At 69.2% G+C, this 18,546-nt stretch carries 18 protein-coding genes and 1 tRNA gene; 10 read left to right on the top strand and 9 right to left on the bottom strand.

Annotation, left to right across the window (positions count from 1 at the left end; translation table 11 throughout):
- Nucleotides 1-6: 6 nt before the first annotated feature.
- Nucleotides 7-768 carry a response regulator gene (locus AC07M9_RS13010; RefSeq protein ID WP_494884176.1) on the bottom strand — a complete coding sequence of 254 codons (762 nt, stop codon included), beginning with the start codon at nt 766-768 and terminating at the stop codon, nt 7-9.
- A gap of 671 nt (nt 769-1,439) precedes the next feature.
- Here AC07M9_RS13010 and AC07M9_RS13015 point away from each other — a divergent pair.
- The 4 genes from AC07M9_RS13015 to AC07M9_RS13030 all read left to right on the top strand — a co-directional run bounded on the left by AC07M9_RS13015 (nt 1,440) and on the right by AC07M9_RS13030 (nt 6,968).
- Nucleotides 1,440-3,536 (top strand): ATP-binding protein, encoded by a 2,097-nt coding sequence (locus AC07M9_RS13015; protein WP_494884177.1) that lies wholly within the window; start codon nt 1,440-1,442, stop codon nt 3,534-3,536.
- 5 nt (nt 3,537-3,541) lie between these two features.
- Entirely contained in the window at nt 3,542-4,453 is a 912-nt protein-coding gene (locus AC07M9_RS13020; protein ID WP_494884178.1) for an autotransporter outer membrane beta-barrel domain-containing protein, read from the top strand.
- 103 nt (nt 4,454-4,556) lie between these two features.
- On the top strand, nt 4,557-5,564 hold the full coding sequence (locus AC07M9_RS13025) for an NAD-dependent epimerase/dehydratase family protein (RefSeq protein WP_494884179.1): 1,008 nt from the start codon (nt 4,557-4,559) through the stop codon (nt 5,562-5,564).
- Nucleotides 5,565-5,657: 93 nt separating this feature from the next.
- Nucleotides 5,658-6,968: a UDP-glucose dehydrogenase family protein gene (locus AC07M9_RS13030; RefSeq protein ID WP_494884180.1), complete on the top strand. Its 1,311-nt coding sequence runs from the start codon at nt 5,658-5,660 to the stop codon at nt 6,966-6,968.
- Here AC07M9_RS13030 and AC07M9_RS13035 read toward each other — a convergent pair.
- From AC07M9_RS13035 to AC07M9_RS13045, 3 genes are all read right to left on the bottom strand, one after another.
- Entirely contained in the window at nt 6,944-7,627 is a 684-nt protein-coding gene (locus AC07M9_RS13035; RefSeq protein WP_494884181.1) for a glutathione S-transferase, read from the bottom strand. The genes AC07M9_RS13030 and AC07M9_RS13035 overlap by 25 nt on opposite strands.
- The gene (gene trhO, locus AC07M9_RS13040; RefSeq protein WP_494884182.1) at nt 7,587-8,561 is read right to left on the bottom strand and encodes an oxygen-dependent tRNA uridine(34) hydroxylase TrhO; all 975 of its coding nucleotides are present in this window, start codon (nt 8,559-8,561) and stop codon (nt 7,587-7,589) included. The genes AC07M9_RS13035 and trhO overlap by 41 nt, the downstream gene beginning before the upstream one ends.
- A gap of 120 nt (nt 8,562-8,681) precedes the next feature.
- Nucleotides 8,682-8,768 (bottom strand) — tRNA-Leu (locus AC07M9_RS13045).
- Nucleotides 8,769-9,018: 250 nt separating this feature from the next.
- On the opposite strand from AC07M9_RS13045, the gene AC07M9_RS13050 reads away from it, so the two are divergent.
- Nucleotides 9,019-9,993 (top strand): complex I NDUFA9 subunit family protein, encoded by a 975-nt coding sequence (locus AC07M9_RS13050; RefSeq protein WP_494884183.1) that lies wholly within the window; start codon nt 9,019-9,021, stop codon nt 9,991-9,993.
- A gap of 72 nt (nt 9,994-10,065) precedes the next feature.
- On the opposite strand, the gene AC07M9_RS13055 is transcribed toward AC07M9_RS13050, so the two are convergent.
- A complete protein-coding gene (locus tag AC07M9_RS13055; protein WP_494884184.1) occupies nt 10,066-10,737 on the bottom strand; it encodes a glutathione S-transferase family protein in 672 nt (223 codons plus the stop codon).
- A gap of 206 nt (nt 10,738-10,943) precedes the next feature.
- Between AC07M9_RS13055 and AC07M9_RS13060 the strand changes: the two genes are divergently transcribed.
- Nucleotides 10,944-11,330: a VOC family protein gene (locus AC07M9_RS13060; RefSeq protein WP_494884185.1), complete on the top strand. Its 387-nt coding sequence runs from the start codon at nt 10,944-10,946 to the stop codon at nt 11,328-11,330.
- 43 nt (nt 11,331-11,373) lie between these two features.
- Nucleotides 11,374-11,760 (top strand): VOC family protein, encoded by a 387-nt coding sequence (locus AC07M9_RS13065; protein WP_494884186.1) that lies wholly within the window; start codon nt 11,374-11,376, stop codon nt 11,758-11,760.
- A gap of 13 nt (nt 11,761-11,773) precedes the next feature.
- On the opposite strand, the gene AC07M9_RS13070 is transcribed toward AC07M9_RS13065, so the two are convergent.
- The 4 genes from AC07M9_RS13070 to metX form a co-directional block, all read right to left on the bottom strand.
- Nucleotides 11,774-13,252: a hypothetical protein gene (locus AC07M9_RS13070; RefSeq protein WP_494884187.1), complete on the bottom strand. Its 1,479-nt coding sequence runs from the start codon at nt 13,250-13,252 to the stop codon at nt 11,774-11,776.
- A 105-nt stretch (nt 13,253-13,357) separates the two neighbouring features.
- Nucleotides 13,358-13,969, bottom strand: coding sequence for a methionine biosynthesis protein MetW (gene metW, locus AC07M9_RS13075; RefSeq protein WP_494884188.1), 612 nt, complete (start codon nt 13,967-13,969; stop codon nt 13,358-13,360).
- Entirely contained in the window at nt 13,966-14,400 is a 435-nt protein-coding gene (locus AC07M9_RS13080) for a GNAT family N-acetyltransferase (RefSeq protein WP_494884189.1), read from the bottom strand. The genes metW and AC07M9_RS13080 overlap by 4 nt, the downstream gene beginning before the upstream one ends.
- On the bottom strand, nt 14,397-15,506 hold the full coding sequence (gene metX / locus AC07M9_RS13085) for a homoserine O-acetyltransferase MetX (protein ID WP_494884190.1): 1,110 nt from the start codon (nt 15,504-15,506) through the stop codon (nt 14,397-14,399). The genes AC07M9_RS13080 and metX overlap by 4 nt, the downstream gene beginning before the upstream one ends.
- Before the next feature lie 72 nt (nt 15,507-15,578).
- Between metX and hisC the strand changes: the two genes are divergently transcribed.
- From hisC to AC07M9_RS13100, 3 genes are all read left to right on the top strand, one after another.
- A complete protein-coding gene (hisC, locus tag AC07M9_RS13090) occupies nt 15,579-16,706 on the top strand; it encodes a histidinol-phosphate transaminase (protein ID WP_494884191.1) in 1,128 nt (375 codons plus the stop codon).
- The gene (locus tag AC07M9_RS13095; RefSeq protein WP_494884192.1) at nt 16,703-17,626 is read left to right on the top strand and encodes a prephenate/arogenate dehydrogenase family protein; all 924 of its coding nucleotides are present in this window, start codon (nt 16,703-16,705) and stop codon (nt 17,624-17,626) included. The genes hisC and AC07M9_RS13095 overlap by 4 nt, the downstream gene beginning before the upstream one ends.
- A 102-nt stretch (nt 17,627-17,728) precedes the next feature.
- Nucleotides 17,729-18,526 carry a transglutaminase-like domain-containing protein gene (locus AC07M9_RS13100; RefSeq protein ID WP_494884193.1) on the top strand — a complete coding sequence of 266 codons (798 nt, stop codon included), beginning with the start codon at nt 17,729-17,731 and terminating at the stop codon, nt 18,524-18,526.
- Nucleotides 18,527-18,546: the final 20 nt, after the last annotated feature.

Here is an 18,546-nt window from a genome sequence, read left to right on the forward strand (position 1 = left end):
GTTGCGCTACTTCTCCGAAACGTTCGTCACAGCGGGAACGAAGAGATAGCCTTCGTTGCGCACGGTGCGGATCACGTCGCTGCCACCCTGCCCTTCGGACAGCTTGCGGCGCAGGCGCGAGAGCTGGACGTCGATGGCGCGGTCGTAGTGTTCCGAGTCCTCGCCGCGCGACCAGTCGAGCAGTTGGTCGCGGGTGAGTACGCGGCGCGGGTGCTCCGCGAAGGCGCGCAGCAGGCGGAATTCGCCGTCAGACAGCGAGATCAGGCCATTGGAGGGATCGAACAGCAGGCGCAGGCCCAGATCCATGCGCCAACCGGCGAAGTGCAGGCAGTCACCCGAATCTATGCCCGAATCGATTCCCGCCGCACGCGGCCCCGCCTGCCCCTCGGACTGCGGCGCGGCGGCGCGGCGACGCAGGACGGTGCGGATACGGGCAAGCAGTTCGCGCGGATTGCACGGCTTGGCGAGGTAGTCGTCGGCGCCCATCTCGAGGCCGACGATGCGGTCCACGTCGCTGCCCACCGCCGACAGCATGATGACCGGCGGCGCGTCCGCCCCCATCTGGCGAAGCGCGGTCAGCCCGTCCTCGCGCGGCATCATCACGTCGAGGACGATGAGATCGAAGCTCTCTTGCGCCAGCATCGCGCGCATTTCCAGGGGATCCGCCGCAGTCGCCGTCTCGTAGCCGTGCTTGGCGAGGAATTCTCCGATCAGGGAGCGGATACCCTCGTCGTCATCGACAATAAGAATGCGGGTCTGAAGGTCCATTGCGCGGTGTTCTAGGATCATTCGGCCCTCATGAATAGAGCGTGTTCCCCCCGGATTTCAGCGCTCGATACAGCTTGCGACAGCCCTGAAATGTCCCTGCAAAGCAATGAAATCCGGCCGCAACCTGGCACCACCAGACAGTGGGCCATGGACAGTCGAGCCAGCCACGACACGCATCGGGCAGCCCGCTTCACGAGCCTGCCAGCGCCCCCCGCGCCCATTCTCGTGATGCAAGGCCCGGTCGTGTCAACGGCCACCGTCCAGGGCGCCGCCGCCATGGCGTCCGACGGTGCCGGGGCCGTTGTCCGAGCAGGTTCTGTAGTCGCACCCGTCCTGCTCGGCGGCGGTCCCGGAACTGTTCGTAATCCGGACACCGGCGGAATTGAGAGTCCACAAACTGACACAGGTGTGCGCTACCTGCCGCTCGGCCGAGCGATCGCCGCAAGAGTTTCCATCCGGACCCGCGCCCCCGCCGGTTGCGCTTCCGGACTGGTCCGATGTGACCGTTCCTTCCACCGTCCCTCGCGGCCGGAGGAGGGAACGCGGAGCGGGGACAGGAGGGACGTGTCCCTCTCTCCTGTCCCTGCTTCGCAATTCGTACGCCACGGGCGCGACGCCTGCTACAAAGCGCCATCTCGAATTTGCCGCCTTTGCGTGGCACAGCATGGCCCATGAACCTACCCAGCCTTCCACGTCGGCTCGGCATGCCGCTGGCTATGCAGATGGTCGCCATCCTCGTCTGCGTGCTCGTGGCCGCGCAGGTGGTGACGCTCGCGCTCACCGTGCTGCTGCCCCCGCGTCCGACCGCGCGCTGGAACATGGACGAGGTGGCTTCGGCCCTGACCACTGGCGGCTCCGCCCCCGACCGTCTTGAACGCAAGACGATGAGCGGCCCCCCGGACGTACGCGGGCAGGGTTGGCTGGTCTCCGAATCCTCGCGCGACGCGCTGGCTCGGCGGCTTGGACGCAGCTCGCAGGATATCGTGCTGGCGTTCTACACCCAGCTTCCCGTGGGCGGCGTCGCCGTACCTAGCGAAGCGCGTTCGCCGCTTGCTGTGGTGACCAATCGCGGCGGCGGCATCGGTTCGCTACTGGTCGAGGAAGCGCAGGCCCAGGCGATTCCCGGCGGCCCTCCGGCGGGCGGCGCGCCCGGTCCCGGGGGAATGCCGGGCGGAGGCTTTCCCGGCGGGCGGATGCCCGGTGCCGGCGGTGTGCCCGGTAGCGGTGGGTTTCCCGGTGGCTCCGCTCCCCGTGCTCCCGGACAGCCGGGTTCCGCGATGCCCCGGCCCGGCAATCCGCGGGGCACCGTCGCCGGCCAACCCGGAGGCGGGCCGCATAGTCCAGGCGCTCCCAACCCGGTCCGTCCCGGCGTCGGCGCGACGCAGCCCGCGACCGGCATCGGCGGCAATCCCGGCGGCCCGGGCGGGGTGGTCGGCGCGAATCCCGGCGGTGTCGGGCCGGGCACTGGAGGTCCGGGCGGTGCAATGCGCCCGGGGATGAACGCCGTTCCCTCGGTGCCGATCCTGACGCCCCCGGTCCAGATCGTGCCAACGCGCGTGGCCGAACCCGAAGCGCCGCTCCCGGTCGCAAAAGGTCGCCCCGCCGTCGCCGTGCCCGCAGCGCCAGAGCCGGCGGCCAGCGGGGCCGCTCAGGCCGTGCCTTCCGTCGCTGCGCCTCAGACGCAGCCAGTCGCCACGGCGCCGGCCGCCGCCGCCGCCGAGCTGGCCTCCACCCCGCAGCCGATCCCCTTCCGCCGGGTGCGCAGCTCGCTGTTCGAAGTGGCCTCGCCGCCATTCATCGAAGGCGATTTCGTCGCGGCGGCGCGCCAGGCCGACGGTACCTGGCTGGCGGTCGCCCCGCGCGCGGAACCCTTCCCCAACGCCTGGCAGCAACGCGTGATGCTGTGGTTCGCGCTCTCGCTGGCGATCGTCAGTCCTCTCGCCTGGCTGTTCGTGCGGCGCATCGTCCTGCCCCTGCGCGACTTTGCCCGCGCCGCGGAGCAACTCGGCCGCGACCCCTCCGCCACGATCCTGCCGCTGTCCGGCCCCGCCGAGATCGGCCGCGCCGCCAACGCCTTCAACCAGATGCGCAACCGCCTGCGCGCCTTCGTGGACGACCGTACGGCCATGGTCGGCGCGATCAGCCACGACCTGCGCACCCCGCTCACCCGCCTGCGCTTCCGCATCGAATACGTGCCTGATGACCAGCGCGAGGGGCTGCTCAAGGAAGTGACCGAGATGGAAGCCATGATCAGCCAGGTCATCGCCTTCATCCGTGACGCCTCCACCCCCGGCCCGCGCGAGCGCGTGGACTTCGCCGAGCTGATCGCCGGCAGCGTTGCCGACGCGCGGCTGGTGGGCGGGCGCGTCGAGATCGAGCGCAACGCCAACATTCCGGTCGATGTCGACGCGGTAGGCATCCGCCGCCTGCTCGGCAATCTCCTCGAGAACGCGGTGAAGTACGGCGACAGCGCCAGGGTGCGCGTCTCGCTCTCAGGCGGCGAGGCGGTGGCCGAGATCGTCGATGCCGGCCCCGGTATTCCCGAGGACGAGTTCGACCGGGCCTTCGAGCCTTTCTATCGCAGCGACGCCGCGCGCCGGTCGGGCCGGGCCGGCAGTGGTCTGGGCCTCGCGGTCTGCCGCTCGATCGCGCGCGCGCATGGCGGCGACGTGTCGTTCACCCATGGACAGGACGGCTTCGTCGCGCGCGTCGCGGTGCCCGCGGCGTTCGACCCGGCGCTGCGTCCGGTACTCGGCAAGGCCGCCTGAAGCGCATGGCCAGCCCCCGGTTCGATGGCAACTGCTTGCTCGCCCTGCTGCTTGCCGCCTCACCCTTTCCCGCGCTGGGGCAAGACAGCGAGGCCGGTGCGTCCGACCTGATCACCGTCGCCTCCATGGAACCCGCAAACGCCGAGCCGCTCTGGACCGCGGCCGTATCCGCCGGGATCAGCGCCCGCGACGACGGGCCGGATGGCAGCTGGGGGTCGCTGAGCCTCACCCGCCGCATCGGCCGTGGCTACATGCGCGGCAGCCTGATGCGCTATCACGGCACGCTGCTGCAGGCCGACGTGGCGCTGCCTTCGGACTATACCGTCGCGACCCTCGGCGCGGGCGGCAACTTCGATAACTGGGTGGTCGACGGCTGGGCGAGCTACGGAAGACAGCATTACGGCCGCATTAGCACCGCAACAGGGAGCCGTTCCAGCACCGGCGCCAGGAGCAGCGGCTATTGGGCGCTGGGCGGCGATTTCGGGCGCGTGGTTCCGCTGGGTTCGGGTTTCTACATGACGCCGACCGTGGCCGGCTCCTACGCCGATGGCCGGCTCCTGCGCCCGGCTCCGACGGGATCGGGGCTGACCGATCTCGAAACCGACGAACCGACATGGTCGGCCAACGCCGCGATCCGCTTCGATCGCGCTTTCGGGCCGGGGGGCGTCCACTATGCCGGCCTGTCGATCTCGCGCAACTGGACGAGCAACGGCATCTCCGCGCTGCGCCTGCGACCCTCGGAGGACGGCTTCGCCCTCGACAGCAAGCACTACGCCGACGGCTGGTCCGAAGCCGGTGCGACCGCCAGCATGAAGCTGGGCCGCAACCTCTACATCGACCTCTTCGCGACGCGCAGCATCGGCATGAAGGCCGGCAACGTGACCGCAGCCGGCATCACGCTGCGCAAATCCTTCTGAGGCGAGACCGAATGTCTCGGGCAAGTTATCTTCTGGTCCATCTTTTTGCGTTAGGGCCGCATCTGCAATCCAGGTGACACGAGAAGGCGGCAGGGCGAGCAACATGAACCAATCGAGAGTTCTCGTGACGGGTGCGGCAGGCTTCATCGGCGCGGCGGTAGCCGACGCGCTCATGGCCCGTGGCCAGCCGGTGCTGGGCATCGACAACCTGAACGACTACTATCCCGTATCGCTCAAGCAGGCGCGGCTCGACAGGCTCGGCGCCCGGCATCGGGACCTGTTCGATTTTCGCGCGATCGACTTCTCCGACATGACCGCCCTCACCCGGTCGCTGGAGCCGTTCGCGTTCGAGACGATCGTCCATCTTGGGGCTCAGGCCGGCGTACGCTACTCTCTCGAGAACCCGCAGGCCTATGTCGCCTCGAACCTGGCGGGCCACGTCAACATGCTCGAGCTGGCGCGCGCACGGGACGCCGCACACATGGTCTACGCCAGCTCCAGTTCGGTCTACGGCGGCAATGCCAGCCTGCCGTTCTCGGTCGACGACCGCGCCGACCAGCCCGTCTCGCTTTACGCCGCCACCAAGAAGGCGGACGAACTGATGAGCGAGACCTATGCGCACCTCTTCCGCATCCCGCTGACCGGCCTCAGGTTCTTCACCGTATATGGCCCCTGGGGCCGACCAGACATGGCGATGTGGAAGTTCGCCGAGCGCATCCTCACCGGGCGCCCGATCGATGTCTACAACCACGGCGAGATGTCGCGGGACTTCACCTATATCGACGACATAGTCGGCGGTGTGCTCGCCTGCCTCGACCGTCCGCCCGCGGACGATGGCGCGAAGAAGGCCGGCGGCAGCGTCAAGCCGCACGCGCTCTACAACATCGGCAACAACCGCGCCGAACACCTGCTGCGCCTGATCGAGGTGCTGGAGGACGCGCTGGGCCGCAAGGCGGAGCGTAACCTCCTGCCGATGCAGCCAGGCGACGTTCACGCGACTTACGCCGACATAGCCGCCCTTACCCACGACACGGGCTATGCGCCAAGCACCCCCATCGAGGTCGGGGTGCCGCGCTTCGCCGACTGGTTCCGCAGGTACACCGGACTTTGAGGCCGCGACACGACCGGCAGCCTGCGCAGCTTCTTCCCCTTCCTCGTCTCAGGGCCTAAAGGCCGCTCCTGATTTCCCTCGCGTGAGGTTTACATGAAGATTGCAATGGTGGGTTCGGGCTACGTCGGCCTGGTGTCCGGAGCCTGTTTCGCCGATTTCGGCCACGATGTCGTCTGCATCGACAAGGACCAGTCCAAGATCGACCGGCTGCACGACGGGGTGATGCCCATCTACGAGCCGGGTCTCGACACCCTGGTGGCGAACAACGTCAGGGCCGGCCGCCTCTCCTTCACCACCGATCTCGCCGAGGGCATCCGCGGCGCCAGCGCGATCTTCATCGCCGTCGGCACGCCGTCGCGCCGGGGAGACGGCCATGCCGACCTTTCGTTCGTCTACGCCGTCGCCCATGAAGTCGGCGAGAGCCTGTCGAACGACGCGGTGATCGTCACCAAGTCGACCGTGCCCGTCGGCACCGGCGACGAGGTGGAGCGCATCCTCGCGGAGTGCGGCACGCCGCACCGCGTCGCGGTGGTGTCGAATCCCGAATTCCTGCGCGAAGGTGCGGCGATCGGCGATTTCAAGCGCCCCGACCGCATCGTCATCGGTGCCGAGGACGATTTCGGCCGCACCGTCATGCGCGCCGTCTATCGGCCGCTGTTCCTCAACGAATCGCCGCTGCTGTTCACCTCGCGCCGCTCGGCCGAAATGATCAAGTATGCCGCCAACGCCTTCCTCGCGACCAAGATCACCTTCATCAACGAGATCGCGGACCTGTGCGAGAAAGTCGGCGGCAATGTCCAGGACGTGGCGCGCGGCATCGGGCTCGACGGGCGGATCGGCAAGAAATTCCTCCATGCCGGCCCCGGATACGGCGGCTCGTGCTTCCCCAAGGACACGCTCGCCCTGCTCAAGACGGCGGAGGACCACGACGCCCCGCTGCGGATCGTCGAGGCGGTCGCCAAGTCCAACGACCTGCGCAAGCGCGCGATGGGCCGCAAGGTCATCGAGGCGCTCGGCGGCGGCGACGCCGCGCGCGGGAAGCGCGTGGCCATGCTCGGCCTGACCTTCAAGCCGAACACCGACGACATGCGCGATTCGCCCGCCATCGCGATCGCCCAGACCCTGTTCGACGCGGGCGTGTCGGTCGCTGCCTTCGATCCCGAGGGCATGGAACTGGCCCGGCCGCTGATGCCCGATGTCGAGATGATGGGCGACCCCTACGCCGCGATCACCGGCGCCGACGCGGTTGTCCTGGTCACCGAATGGGACGCCTTCCGCGCGCTGGACCTTGGCCGCGTCAAGGCGCTCGCCAATGCGCCGGTACTGGTGGACCTGCGCAACATCTACAAGCCGGACGAAATGCGCGCGGCAGGGTTCGCCTACGCGTCGGTCGGGCGTCCCTGAGCAGCCGCGAAAGGCACCGGCGGATCTCCAGGGGACCATGGCGCAACGCGCGCCATGACCGCCTCGAACAGGTCCGAATCGAGATAGCCGGCGAGCCAGCGCTGGAGATGCGGTAGCGGCCGCGCCTCGAACCAGGCGCGGTCGACCGCCGCGAACTGGCGCACGAAGGGGATGATGGCGGCATCCGCGATCCCCCTCGAAGCGCCGCACAGGTATTCCGAACCCGCCAGCCGGGCGTCGAGATCGCGCAGGAAGCCCAGTCCGCTTTCACGGTGGGCGAGGCCGTCGGCGTCGTGGCGCTCGGGATACTTGTAGCGGTCGAGGTCGTGCTTGAACGGCCCGTCGTTCGCCGCGATCAGTTCCGCGTCGTCGCGCTCCAGCCAGCCTTCGGGGTCGCGAAGCCCGAGGGCGAAGCGCATGATGTCGATGCTCTGCTCGATGACCGCGCCGTCCGGCAGCACCAGCACCGGAACCGTCCCCTTGGGCGAGGCGGCCAGCATCGCCTCGGGCTTGGCCGACAGCTTGATCTCGCGCAGTTCGCAGGCCGTTGCGCTGACCATCAGCGCCAGCCGCGCCCGCATCGCGTAGGGGCAGCGCCGAAAGCTGTAGAGGACCGGATCAGGCAGGATCGCCGCGCTCCTCGCGTACCGCCCCGACATGGGCGCGCCCCTGCGCGGCGGCGAGTTCCTCCTGCCGCTGGCGCTCGCGGTAGGACGCGCGCTGCTCGTCGGTCCGCTCGCCATGGCATGCCGGGCAGCTCACGCCCACTTCGAACAGCGGGGAGCGCTGGTCCTGCCCGTTCACCGGGCGGCGGCAGGCATGGCACAGCGCGTGGGTGCCCTGGATGAGCCCGTGGCCGATCGTCACCCGCTGGTCGAACACGAAACATTCGCCGCGCCACAGGCTCTCGTCCTCGGGCACGCTTTCCAGGTAGCGCAGGATGCCGCCCTTGAGATGGTAGACCTCCTCGATGCCCTCCTGCTTCAGGAAGGCGGTGGATTTCTCGCAGCGGATGCCGCCGGTACAGAACATCGCGACCCGGGGCGGCTTGTCCCCGGCGCCCAGCAGGCGTTCGCGCTCCTGGCGGAACCACTCGGGAAAATCGCGGAAGGTGCGGGTCTGCGGGTCGATCGCGCCTTCGAAGGTGCCCACCGCCACCTCGTAGTCGTTGCGCGTGTCGATCACGATCGTGCCGGGATCGGCTATCAGCGCGTTCCAGTGCTGCGGCTCGACGTAAGTGCCGACGCTGGCGAGCGGGTCGATCTCCGGCTCGCCCATCGTCACGATCTCGCGCTTGATGCGCACTTTCATCCGGTGGAACGGCATCGCGCCCGCGCTCGACAGCTTCACGTCGAGACCGGCACAGCCCGGCAGCGCGCGGATGTGCGCCAGCACCGCGTCGATGCCCGCATCGCTGCCCGCGATCGTCCCGTTTATCCCCTCATGCGCGAGGAGCAGCGTTCCGCGAATGCCCTGCTCTTTGCACAGCCGTTCGAGCGGCCCCTGCAGGCCCTCGCAGTCGTCGAAGCGCGTAAAGCAATAGAGCGCCGCCACGCGCAGGGGGTGATGAGGTTCGATGCCGGAGACGTCCATGCCGCGCCCATAGCGCGAATGCCCCGCCCTGCCAAAGGCTCCCCATGACGGCCTCGGCAACGGACACGCCGAGGGGACCGTCTTGCGACGGTCCACCGGTGTTCTCAATGTCTTGAGAAGTGGTGCCCAGAAGAGGACTCGAACCTCCACGCCCTTGCGAGCGCCAGCACCTGAAGCTGGTGCGTCTACCAATTCCGCCATCTGGGCACGGTAGCAAGGGGGCGAAGTTGCCGTCCTTGCTGGGTAGGAGGGCGCCTCTACGCAGCGCCCGCGGGGTTGTCAACACTATCGGGAGCAACAATTTTCGCACCGCGCGATTGCTTGGGTTCGCGGCGCCGGCAAAGCGTCGGGCGAACTGGCCGGTTGCCCCTGCGCCGGCCTTGTGGCAGGGGCGATTTCAATGTGCTGCGGCGCGGGATAGTCGCTCCGCGCGGCGACGGAAGGACCGATTCTGACCATGAACCCCCGCCCCGTTATCGACACCCCGAATTCCCTGTACGGCAAGATCGTCACCATCGTTGGCGGAAGCGGCTTCGTCGGCCGGCATCTTGCGCAGGAACTGCTGGCGCGCGGCGCGCGGCTGCGGATCGCCAGCCGCTATCCGAAGAAGGCGTTCTCCATCAAGACGCTCGGCAACCTCGGCCAGGTCCAGTTCGCCGGGGTCGACGTGACCAGGCCCGATTCGATCGCTGCCGTGCTAGCGGGCTCGGACGCGGTGGTGAACCTCGTCGGCGCGTTTGGCGGCAATCTGGACGCGGTGCAGGGCAAGGGGGCCGGCGCGATCGCCGCTGCCGCCAGGGCCGCGGGCGTCGGCGCCTTCGTCCACGTCTCGGCGATCGGCGCGGATGCCGGCTCGGACATCGATTACGCCCGCACCAAGGGCGAGGGCGAGGACGCGGTGCGCGCCGCCTTCCCCGAGGCGACCATCCTGCGTCCCTCGCTGATGTTCGGCCCCGACGACCGCTTCGTGATGATGTTCGCCGAACTGATCTCGCGCATGCCGGCGCTGCCCGTCTTCGCTCCGCAGGCGAAGCTGCAGCCGGTGTTCGTCGACGACGTGGCGGTGGCCATCGCCAATGCCCTCGCCGATCCCGAAGCGCATGGCGGCAGGACCTACGAGGTCGCCGGCCCCGAAGTGATCACCATGCTCGCGTTCAACGAGCGCATCGCCGCCGCGCAGGGCCGCTCGCGCAGCTTCGCTGCGCTGCCGGACGCGGTGTCGGGCCTGATCGCCAGCGCCACCGGCTGGCTGCCGGGCGCGCCGATCAGCTCGGACCAGTTCAAGCTGCTGAAGGCCGGCAGCGTGGCGAGCGGCACCCTGCCCGGCATCGCCGACCTCGGCGTGACGCCGCGCCCGCTTGCCCTGTTCCTCGACCGCTGGATGGTGCGCTTCCGCAAGCACGGCCGCTTCGGCGCCAAGCACGCGGCGTAAGCTGCTCCGCGGAAGGGACAACACGGCCCCTTCCGTTCGGATGAGGGTTCAGCTCTCCCCGAAAAGCCGGGTTCAGCCGTCCACTTCGGCGTAGTGGCTGGGCGGCTGGATCACTTCCATGCGCTCGCTCAGCAGGGGGCGGAACGAGGGGCGCGACTTCATCACCAGGTACCAGGCGCGCGCCTGCTCATGGCTCGACCAGTCGAGACCGCCGAGATAGTCCGCCACCGAGATCTGCGCGGCGGCGGCGAGGTCGGCCAGCGTCATCGTCGCGCCGGCAAGCCAGGGGCGGTTGTCGATCAGGTAGTCGATGTAATCAAGATAGTCGTGCGCGAGCTTCATCGATTCGCGCAGCGACTTGGCGTCGGGCGACTGGCGCAGCACGAGCCGCTTCTTCATGCGCTCGAGCAGGAGCGGACCCGAGACGTCGTTGTGGAAGTTCTCGTCGAACATCGCGATCAGGCGGCGGATCTCGGCGCGCTGCTGGGCAGTGCCGCTGATCAGCGGGTTGCGGTCCACCGTCTCCTCGAAATACTCGCAGATCGCGCGGCTGTCCGACAGGACGATGCCCTTCTCGGTCTCGCGGATGACGGGGGTGCGGCCCGCCGGGTTCATCGCGAACAGCCGGTCCTCACCCTCCCACGGCCGGGCGGTCTGGAGTTCGTAGGCGATGCCCTTCTCGGCCATGAGCAGCCGGACCTTGCGGCTGAACGGGCAGAGCGGAAACTGATAGATGTGCCACATAGGGTTTTCGATGCCAAAGCCGGGAGACAGCGTCCACCGAACGGGATTTAGAGCGGCAGGTAAACGCGTGGATAAGTCACAAGGCTGCGACGGTCGGAGCCGCGGGCTCATATATCGCCGCAACGCACCGGGCCGCGATTGACCTCGCGCCGGACGGGCGACAATCTGCCGCCGGACGGCACGCGCCGACACCTTGGGAGACGTTCATGTTCAGCCATATCGCCGTCGGCAGCAACGACCTTGCCGCCTCCAAGACCTTCTACGACGCCACGTTCGGCGTGCTCGGCGCGGCGCCGATCATGTCCGACCCTGCGGCGGGCCGGCTGGCCTATGCCCACAAGGGCGCGAACTTCATGATCTGCACCCCGATCAACGGCGAGGCGGCGAGCTTCGCCAACGGCGGGACCGTCGGCCTCGGCTGCGAGAGCCCGGAGCAGGTCGACGCCTGGCATGCGGCCGGCTGTGCGGCGGGCGGCGCTTCGTGCGAGGATGCGCCGGGCATCCGCGAGTTCGCGTTCGGCTCGCTCTACCTCGCCTACCTGCGCGATCCGGACGGCAACAAGCTCTGCGCGCTCCACGCGCCGGGCCAGTGATCCGGCCGACGCACTGACAACGACAATCGGGAGAGGAAATCCAATGCTGCTCAAGTCCATCCGCCTTGGCGCCAATGATCTGGCCAGGACCCGCGCCTTCTACGACGCCACGTTCGGCGCGTTGGGCCTCGCGCCCTGCTCGACGCCGGAACAGTATCCGATCGTCATGTGGGACCTGGGCGGCGTGCGCTTCCTGCTCGGCCCCGCGCGCGACGGCGAGCCGACGACCCACGCCAACGGCGGCACCATCATCTTCGAGGCGGCCGACGAGGACGCGGTCAAGGCCTGGCATGCGGCGGGCCTTGCCAACGGCGGCACCAGCGAGGGCGAGCCGGAGCCCAAGCCGCAGGCGCGCGGGGCCTTCGGCGCCTATTTGCGCGACCCGGACGGCAACAAGCTGGGGGCCTACTTCGGCCTGTCGATGGGCTGACGGCTGACGGAACTCAGGGAACCGGCTGCGGCGGGACGAGGGCGATCCAGCCCTTGCCCACGCGCCGGAACTCCAGCCCGGCAATGGGCATGCCCCGCGCGCGCAGGCGGGCGGCGACGCTGGACGCGCCCCAGCGCTCGGCGCTGTCGTGCTCGGCCCAGAAGATCGTCGGGCAGGTTTGCGACATGGCCCGCGATCCGGCGGGTGCCAGCCTGAAGCCCAGCGCATCGGCGACGTAGCGGTAGGCGAAGGGCACCGTCCGCGCATTGTCGCGGGGCAGCATGGCCGCCACGTCGGCGTTCCAGAAGGGGTCGACGTGGACGACCGTGCCCGGGCAGCGCGCCGCTTCCGCCGCGACGAGGCGGCCGGTGCCGAACCAGCTCGGACCGTCGGCCGCCGCCTTCGCGTTGTGGACCATTGCCAGCGCCGTCGCCGCGAACGCCGCCGCCAGGGTCAGCAGGCGCAGGCGCGGCCCGAGGGCTTCGAGCAGCCGGCCGAAGCCGAGCGCGGCGCCCATGGCGATCGCTGCAATCAGGACCATCAGGTACTTCTCGATCAGCATCGGGCGCAGCAGATGCAGCGTGACGAGGCCGACGATGGCGAGGCCCACCCCGGCCCCCAGCAGCGCCAGCGCGCCGGCCTCGGCCCGTGGCTGGCGGCGCAGCAGGTCACGGACCATCAGGGCCGCTCCCGCCAGCGCGCCCAGAAGCCATACCGGATTGGCCTCGAGCGTGTGGAGCACCGCCAGTTCGACCGACCAGCGCGCGGACGAGAAGCCCGGCTCGATCCAGAATACCGCCGTGTTCGCGAGCCATGTCGGCAGCTGCAGCGCAGTGACGGCGACGAGCACCAGTCCGGCAACCAAAGGCGGCACCGCGATCGCCTGCGCCTTGCGCCAGTCCCGGCGCCAGGCGGCAACCACGAGGAACGGGGCCACCAGCGCCGCACAGGTGAGCGAACTGACGATGTGGGTGTTGAAACCCACCATCGCCGCGATCCAGTAGGCCGCGCGCCGGGGGGGCGAACCAGCGGTCCCGGTGACGCGCAGCGCGCAGAGCGCCATCACCAGCACCGCGCCCGCGCACAGCGACAGGAAGTACGAGCGCAGCTCGCTCCCCGCGAGCAATGTCCACGGGTTCGCCGCCAGTCCCAGCGCGAGCGCGCCGGCGGCAGGAGCCAGGCGCGGCACGTCGCGCACGATCGCCGCGCATCCGGCCAACGCCATGGCGCCGATCGCAAGGTTCAGCAGGCGGTGATGAGGGATCGGGCCCAGCCATGCCGCCGCCCGCGCCAGCATGTAATAGAGCGGGGGATGGTTGTCGGCGAGCCAGCTTTCGCGCAGCGCGGTCAGCCACGGCACGCCGGGGCGCGAGACGAACTGCGTGTAGAGCTCATCGTACCACGGCCCCCGGTGCAGGCAGGTCCAGACCAGCGCGGCCGCGAGCAGCAGGAGCGCCAGGGGCGGGAGGCTACGGGCGATCGAACGGGTCATGGCAAGGCTCGCTGTCGGCGCCGCAGGTCGGACGGCGCAGGCAGCCCTAGCGCAAGGTGGCGAACGGAGCGTTAACTCTCTCGCAGGCCCGCACGCGCCGCCAGCTCAGCTCCCGCGCGAGAGCAGGAACACGGCGTGCTCGGCGCGGAAGTTGGCGGCCGCCGCGCTGCAGCTCTGGTCGCCCGAGAGGAACCAGCGGCCCTCCACGGTGATCCCCCGCTCCTTCACCAGCGCGCGGAAGTCGTTGATGGTGAGGTGGTGGATGTTGGGCGTCTCGTACCAGCCGACCGGCAGCAGCCGCGTCACCGGCATGCGCCCGTTCCACAGCAGCGAGGTCCGCACCCGCCAGTGCGCGAAGTTGGGGAAGCTGACGAAAGCCTTGCGGCCGATGCGCAGCAGTTCCTCGAGCACCCTGTCGGGGCGCATGGTGGTCTGCAGCGTCTGGCTGAGGATCGCGTAGTCGACCGACTTGTCGGGATAGAAGGCGAGGTCCTTGTCGGCGTCGCCCTGGATCACCGAGAGCCCGCGCGCGACGCAGCGCCCGACGTTGGCGGCATCGATCTCCATGCCGCGCGTGTGGCAGTCCTGCCCGTCGCGCAGGGCCTGCAGCAGGGTGCCGTCGCCGCAGCCGACGTCGAGCACGCTCGATCCGCGCGCGACGTTGTCGGCGATCACGGCGAGGTCGGGGCGCAGGCCGGCGCGCTGGGCGGCGTTCATGGCGCGGCTTCCAGTTGCGCGGCGAACTGGGCAGACAGACGCTCCATCAGCCGCTCGGGCCGCTTGAGCGGCGTGAAGCCTAGCGCCGCGTAGACGCCGTGGGCATCAGCCGTGGTCAGCGCGAAACGGCGCACGGTGGCATAGCCGGGATGCGCGACGAACCATTGCACCATGCGGCGGCCAAGCCCCTCCCCGCGCGACGCCTCGTCCACCCAGACGTCGGCGAGCCAGGCGAAGCTGGCGCGGTCGGAGATGACGCGGGCGAAGCCGACCTGCCCGTGCTCGGCGTGATAGGCGCCAAGGCAGTGCGAGCCGGCGTTCTGCCGCTCGACCTGTTCCAGCGCGATGCCGGGCGTCCAGTAGCTCGACGCCAGCCAGCCGTGGACGCGGGTGGTGTCGATCCGCGCGGGGTCGTCGGACAGTTCGATCATCCCAGGAACCCCTCCACCACGCGGTCCAGCGCCGGCACGTCGAGCAGGAACGAGTCGTGCCCGAACGGTGCCGACAGTTCCACGAAACTCACCGGCAGGCCCGCCGCGTTGAGCGCGTGGGTGACGTTGCGCGATTCGGCCGTGGGGTACAGCCAGTCGGTGTCGAAGCTGACGAGGCAGTAGCGCGCCTTCGATTTCGCGAAGGCATTGGCGAGCAGGCCGCCGTGCTCCTCGGCCAGGTCGAAGTAGTCCATGGCGCGGGTGATGTAGAGGTACGAGTTCGCATCGAAGCGGTCGGTGAAGGCCAGCCCCTGATAGCGCAGGTACGATTCGATCTGGAAATCGGCGTCAAAGCCGAAGGTCTTCTCCTCGCGGTTCTGGAGCCGGCGGCCGAACTTCTCGGTCAGCCCGGCTTCGGACAGGTAGGTGATGTGCGCGGCCATGCGCGCGACGGAGAGGCCCTTCTCGGGGCCTTTTCCGAAGGCGTAGTAATTGCCGTCGCGCCACGCGGGGTCGGCCATGATCGCCTGCCGCCCGACTTCGTGGAACGCGATGTTCTGCGCCGAATGCCGCGCGGTCGAGGCGAGGATCAGCACGGCGCGGGTGCGCTCGGGGAAGTTGGCGGCAAGGCTCAGCGCCTGCATCCCGCCCATCGATCCGCCGACCACCGCGTAGAGGCTGTCGATCCCGAGCGAGTCGAGCACGGCGATGTGGCCTTTCACCATGTCGCGGATGGTGATGACCGGGAAGCGCATACCCCAGGGCTCGCCGTCGGGCGAGAGGCTGGCCGGGCCCGTCGAGCCCATGCACGAGCCGATGACGTTGGCGCAGATCACGAAGAAGCGGTCGGTGTCGATCGGCTTGCCCGGCCCCACCATGCGCACCCACCAGCCGGGCTTGCCGGTCTTGGGGTGGTCCGAGACGACGTGATGGTCCCCCGTCAGCGCGTGGCAGATGAAGATCGCGTTGTCCCTGGCCGCGTTCAGCGTCCCGCAGGTCTCGTAGGCGATGCGCGGGCAGGCAAGGCTCTGCCCGCCGTCGAGCATCAGCGGCATGTCGAGATCGAGGAACCTGTTCTCGGTGGGGATGGGTGGGGCAGTCGCCATGATCGTTTCGCCAAATGGGGAACCGCCAATAGGGATTCAATCCGGGTCTGTCATTAGGCGCCGCGCTGGGTTATGGGGCCGCCCGTCATGAGCGAAACGATCACCTCCACAAAAGCCCCGACTCCTAAGCCCTGGATCGAGGCGATCCACGCCTACGTGCCGGGCAAGTCCAAGGGCAAGGACGGCCGTCCGCTCATCAAGCTCTCGGCGAACGAGAACCCGCTGGGCACCAGCCCCGCCGCGCTCTCCGCCCGCGCGCAGGCGCCCGCGCTCTATCCTGACCCCGACAGCACGGCGCTGCGTGTCGCCATCGGCGCGGCCCACGGCATCGACCCGGCGCGCGTGGTCATGGGCACCGGATCGGACGAGCTGCTCAACCTTGCGGCGCAGGGTTATGCCGGGCTCGGCGACGAAGTGATCTACGTGCGCTACGGCTTTTCGGTCTACGACATCGCCGCCCGTCGCTGCGGCGCCGAGCCGGTGGTCGCGCCCGACGCCGACTATGGCACCGACGTCGACGCGCTGCTGGCGCTGGTGAGCGAGAAGACCCGCGTGGTCTTCGTCGCCAACCCCAACAACCCGACCGGATCGTACCTGCCCGGCGGCGAGATCGCGCGGCTCCACGCCGCCCTGCCGTCCGACGTGCTGCTGGTCATCGACCAGGCCTACGGCGAATATGTCGCGCCCGAGGACGACGACGGCGCGCTGGCGCTGGCCGCTGCGCACGAGAACGTGCTGGTCACCCGCACCTTCTCGAAGATCTTCGGCCTCGCCGGCGAGCGTATCGGCTGGGGCACCGGCGCGGCCGGCATCGTCGCCACGCTCAACCGCATCCGCGGGCCGTTCAACGTCTCGGCCACCGGGCAGGCCATGGCCATCGCGGCGCTGGGTGACCCCGCCTTCGTCGAGGCCAGCCGCGTCCACAACCGCGATGAGCGCGCCCGCTTCGTGACGAAGCTGGAAGCGCTCGGCAATCACGGGCTGCGTGCCCTGCCGAGCCAGGCGAACTTCGTGCTGGTCCTGTTCGAAGGCGCGCTCACCGCCGAGACCGCCTTCGACGGCCTCGCCGACCGGGGCTACATCGTGCGCTGGCTCCCCGGACAGGGCCTGCCGCAGGCCCTGCGCATCACCATCGGCAAGCCAGAGGACATGGACGTGATCGCCGAGGCCCTGCGCGAAATGGCGGAAGGCGCGAAGTGACTTTCGCGACCGTCGCCATCATCGGCCTTGGCCTGCAGGGCGGCTCGATCGGGCTGGCGGTGCGGGAATACCTGCCCGGCGTGCGGACCACCGGCTACGACCTCAGCGCAGAACACCGCGCCCGCGCCGCAAGCCGCCGCCTCGTCGACACCGTGTGCGACAGCCCGGCCGATGCCGTGCGCGAGGCGGACCTCGTGATCTTCTGCGTCCCCCCCGGCGCCATGGGCCTCGCCGCCGAGCAGGTGCGTGACGCTCTGCCGGAAGGCGCGCTGGTCAGCGACGTCGGCTCGTCCAAGCAGGCGATCGCCAAGGCGCTGGGCGAGGCGCTGCCCGGTCACCTGGTGATCCCCGCGCACCCCGTCGCGGGCACCGAGAATTCGGGGCCGGACGCCGGTTTCGCGCACCTGTTCCGCAACCGCTGGTGCATCGTCACTCCGCCCGAGAAGGTCGACATGCTCCGGCTGAGCGAGCTGGTCGCGTTCTGGGAAGCGCTCGGCGCCAACGTCGAGATCATGACGCCCGAGCACCACGACCTCGTGCTCGCGGTGACCAGCCACCTGCCCCACCTCATCGCCTACACCATCGTCGGCACCGCCTCCGATCTCGAGGACGTGACGCAGGGCGAGGTCATCAAGTATTCCGCCGGCGGCTTCCGCGACTTCACCCGCATTGCCGCCTCCGACCCCACCATGTGGCGCGACGTGTTCCTGTCGAACAAGGAAGCGGTGCTGACCATGCTCCAGCGCTTCACCGAGGACCTGACCGCGCTCCAGCGCGCGATCCGGGTGGGCGACGGCGACCAGCTGTTCGACCACTTCGCCCACACCCGCGCGATCCGCCGCTCGATCATCGAGGAAGGCCAGGACGACGCCCGCGCCGACTTCGGCCGCGGCGATCACGAAGGTGCAAAGAACGGCTGATATCGCGGGCCCAATCGGGCACAGCGGTATATTTCGGGTAGTCCGGGAGCCCCGGGCCTTTTCGGGGTTTCACCGGAGAACCCCGCTCAAGGACGTACCCTCATGCAGCTTTCGATCGTCACCACCCTCGACTACGCGCTGCGCCAGCCCGACCGGGGGCCGGTCGATGTGCTGCTTCAGATCGAAGCGGCGATCATCCCGGAGCAGCACGTGCTCCAGGCGCGCATCGACCTTCCCCCCCTCGACCATTTCGCCCGCGTCGCCGCGCAGTCCGACATCGGCGAGCGCATCTGGCTGCGCACCGCCGCCCCGCTGCAGATCCGCTACGAGGCCACCGTCTCGGTCGAGCGCATGCTGGCCGACGTCGCCACCCTGCCTGCCGTCCCCACGCACCTGCTGCCCGGCGAGACGGTCGATTACCTGATGCCCTCGCGGTACGTGACTTCGGACACCTTCCACGATTTCGTCGAGCAGGAATTCGGACACCTCGGCGGCGGCGCACGGGTCGCCGCGATCCGCGACCGGCTTGCCAGCACGCTGACCTACGAGCCCGGCTCCAGCGACGCCTTCACCACCGCCGCCGACACCTTCCAGAGCGGCCGGGGCGTGTGCCGCGACTATGCGCACCTGATGATCGCGCTGGTCCGCGCCAGCGCCATCCCCGCGCGCTTCGCCAGCGTCTACGGCCTCGGCGTCGAGCCGCAGGACTTCCATGCGGTCGCCGAAGTGTTCCTCGACGGCGCCTGGCACATGGTCGATGCGACCGGCATGAGCTCGCCCGACCGCATCGCCAAGATCGGCGTCGGCCGGGACGCCGCGGACGTGTCGTTCCTCTCCAGCTTCGGCGACGTGGAAATGCTGTCGCAATCGGTCGAGGTCAGCGAACTGGTGCCGGCGTAAGCGGCCTGGTGGGAACGACC

It is taken from the genome of Novosphingobium sp. GW821-FHT09E05, assembly GCF_059416165.1.

Coding starts and splice junctions, on each gene's coding strand:
- AC07M9_RS13080 (WP_494884189.1), bottom strand. CDS start 14,400: ATGATCGAACTGTCCGACGACCCCGCGCGGATCGACACCACCCGCGTC.
- AC07M9_RS13020 (WP_494884178.1), top strand. CDS start 3,542: ATGGCCAGCCCCCGGTTCGATGGCAACTGCTTGCTCGCCCTGCTGCTT.
- AC07M9_RS13015 (WP_494884177.1), top strand. CDS start 1,440: ATGAACCTACCCAGCCTTCCACGTCGGCTCGGCATGCCGCTGGCTATG.
- AC07M9_RS13065 (WP_494884186.1), top strand. CDS start 11,374: ATGCTGCTCAAGTCCATCCGCCTTGGCGCCAATGATCTGGCCAGGACC.
- AC07M9_RS13070 (WP_494884187.1), bottom strand. CDS start 13,252: ATGACCCGTTCGATCGCCCGTAGCCTCCCGCCCCTGGCGCTCCTGCTG.
- AC07M9_RS13030 (WP_494884180.1), top strand. CDS start 5,658: ATGAAGATTGCAATGGTGGGTTCGGGCTACGTCGGCCTGGTGTCCGGA.
- trhO (WP_494884182.1), bottom strand. CDS start 8,561: ATGGACGTCTCCGGCATCGAACCTCATCACCCCCTGCGCGTGGCGGCG.
- AC07M9_RS13010 (WP_494884176.1), bottom strand. CDS start 768: ATGGACCTTCAGACCCGCATTCTTATTGTCGATGACGACGAGGGTATC.
- metW (WP_494884188.1), bottom strand. CDS start 13,969: ATGAACGCCGCCCAGCGCGCCGGCCTGCGCCCCGACCTCGCCGTGATC.
- AC07M9_RS13050 (WP_494884183.1), top strand. CDS start 9,019: ATGAACCCCCGCCCCGTTATCGACACCCCGAATTCCCTGTACGGCAAG.
- AC07M9_RS13055 (WP_494884184.1), bottom strand. CDS start 10,737: ATGTGGCACATCTATCAGTTTCCGCTCTGCCCGTTCAGCCGCAAGGTC.
- AC07M9_RS13100 (WP_494884193.1), top strand. CDS start 17,729: ATGCAGCTTTCGATCGTCACCACCCTCGACTACGCGCTGCGCCAGCCC.
- AC07M9_RS13060 (WP_494884185.1), top strand. CDS start 10,944: ATGTTCAGCCATATCGCCGTCGGCAGCAACGACCTTGCCGCCTCCAAG.
- metX (WP_494884190.1), bottom strand. CDS start 15,506: ATGGCGACTGCCCCACCCATCCCCACCGAGAACAGGTTCCTCGATCTC.
- hisC (WP_494884191.1), top strand. CDS start 15,579: ATGGGGCCGCCCGTCATGAGCGAAACGATCACCTCCACAAAAGCCCCG.
- AC07M9_RS13025 (WP_494884179.1), top strand. CDS start 4,557: ATGAACCAATCGAGAGTTCTCGTGACGGGTGCGGCAGGCTTCATCGGC.
- AC07M9_RS13035 (WP_494884181.1), bottom strand. CDS start 7,627: ATGTCGGGGCGGTACGCGAGGAGCGCGGCGATCCTGCCTGATCCGGTC.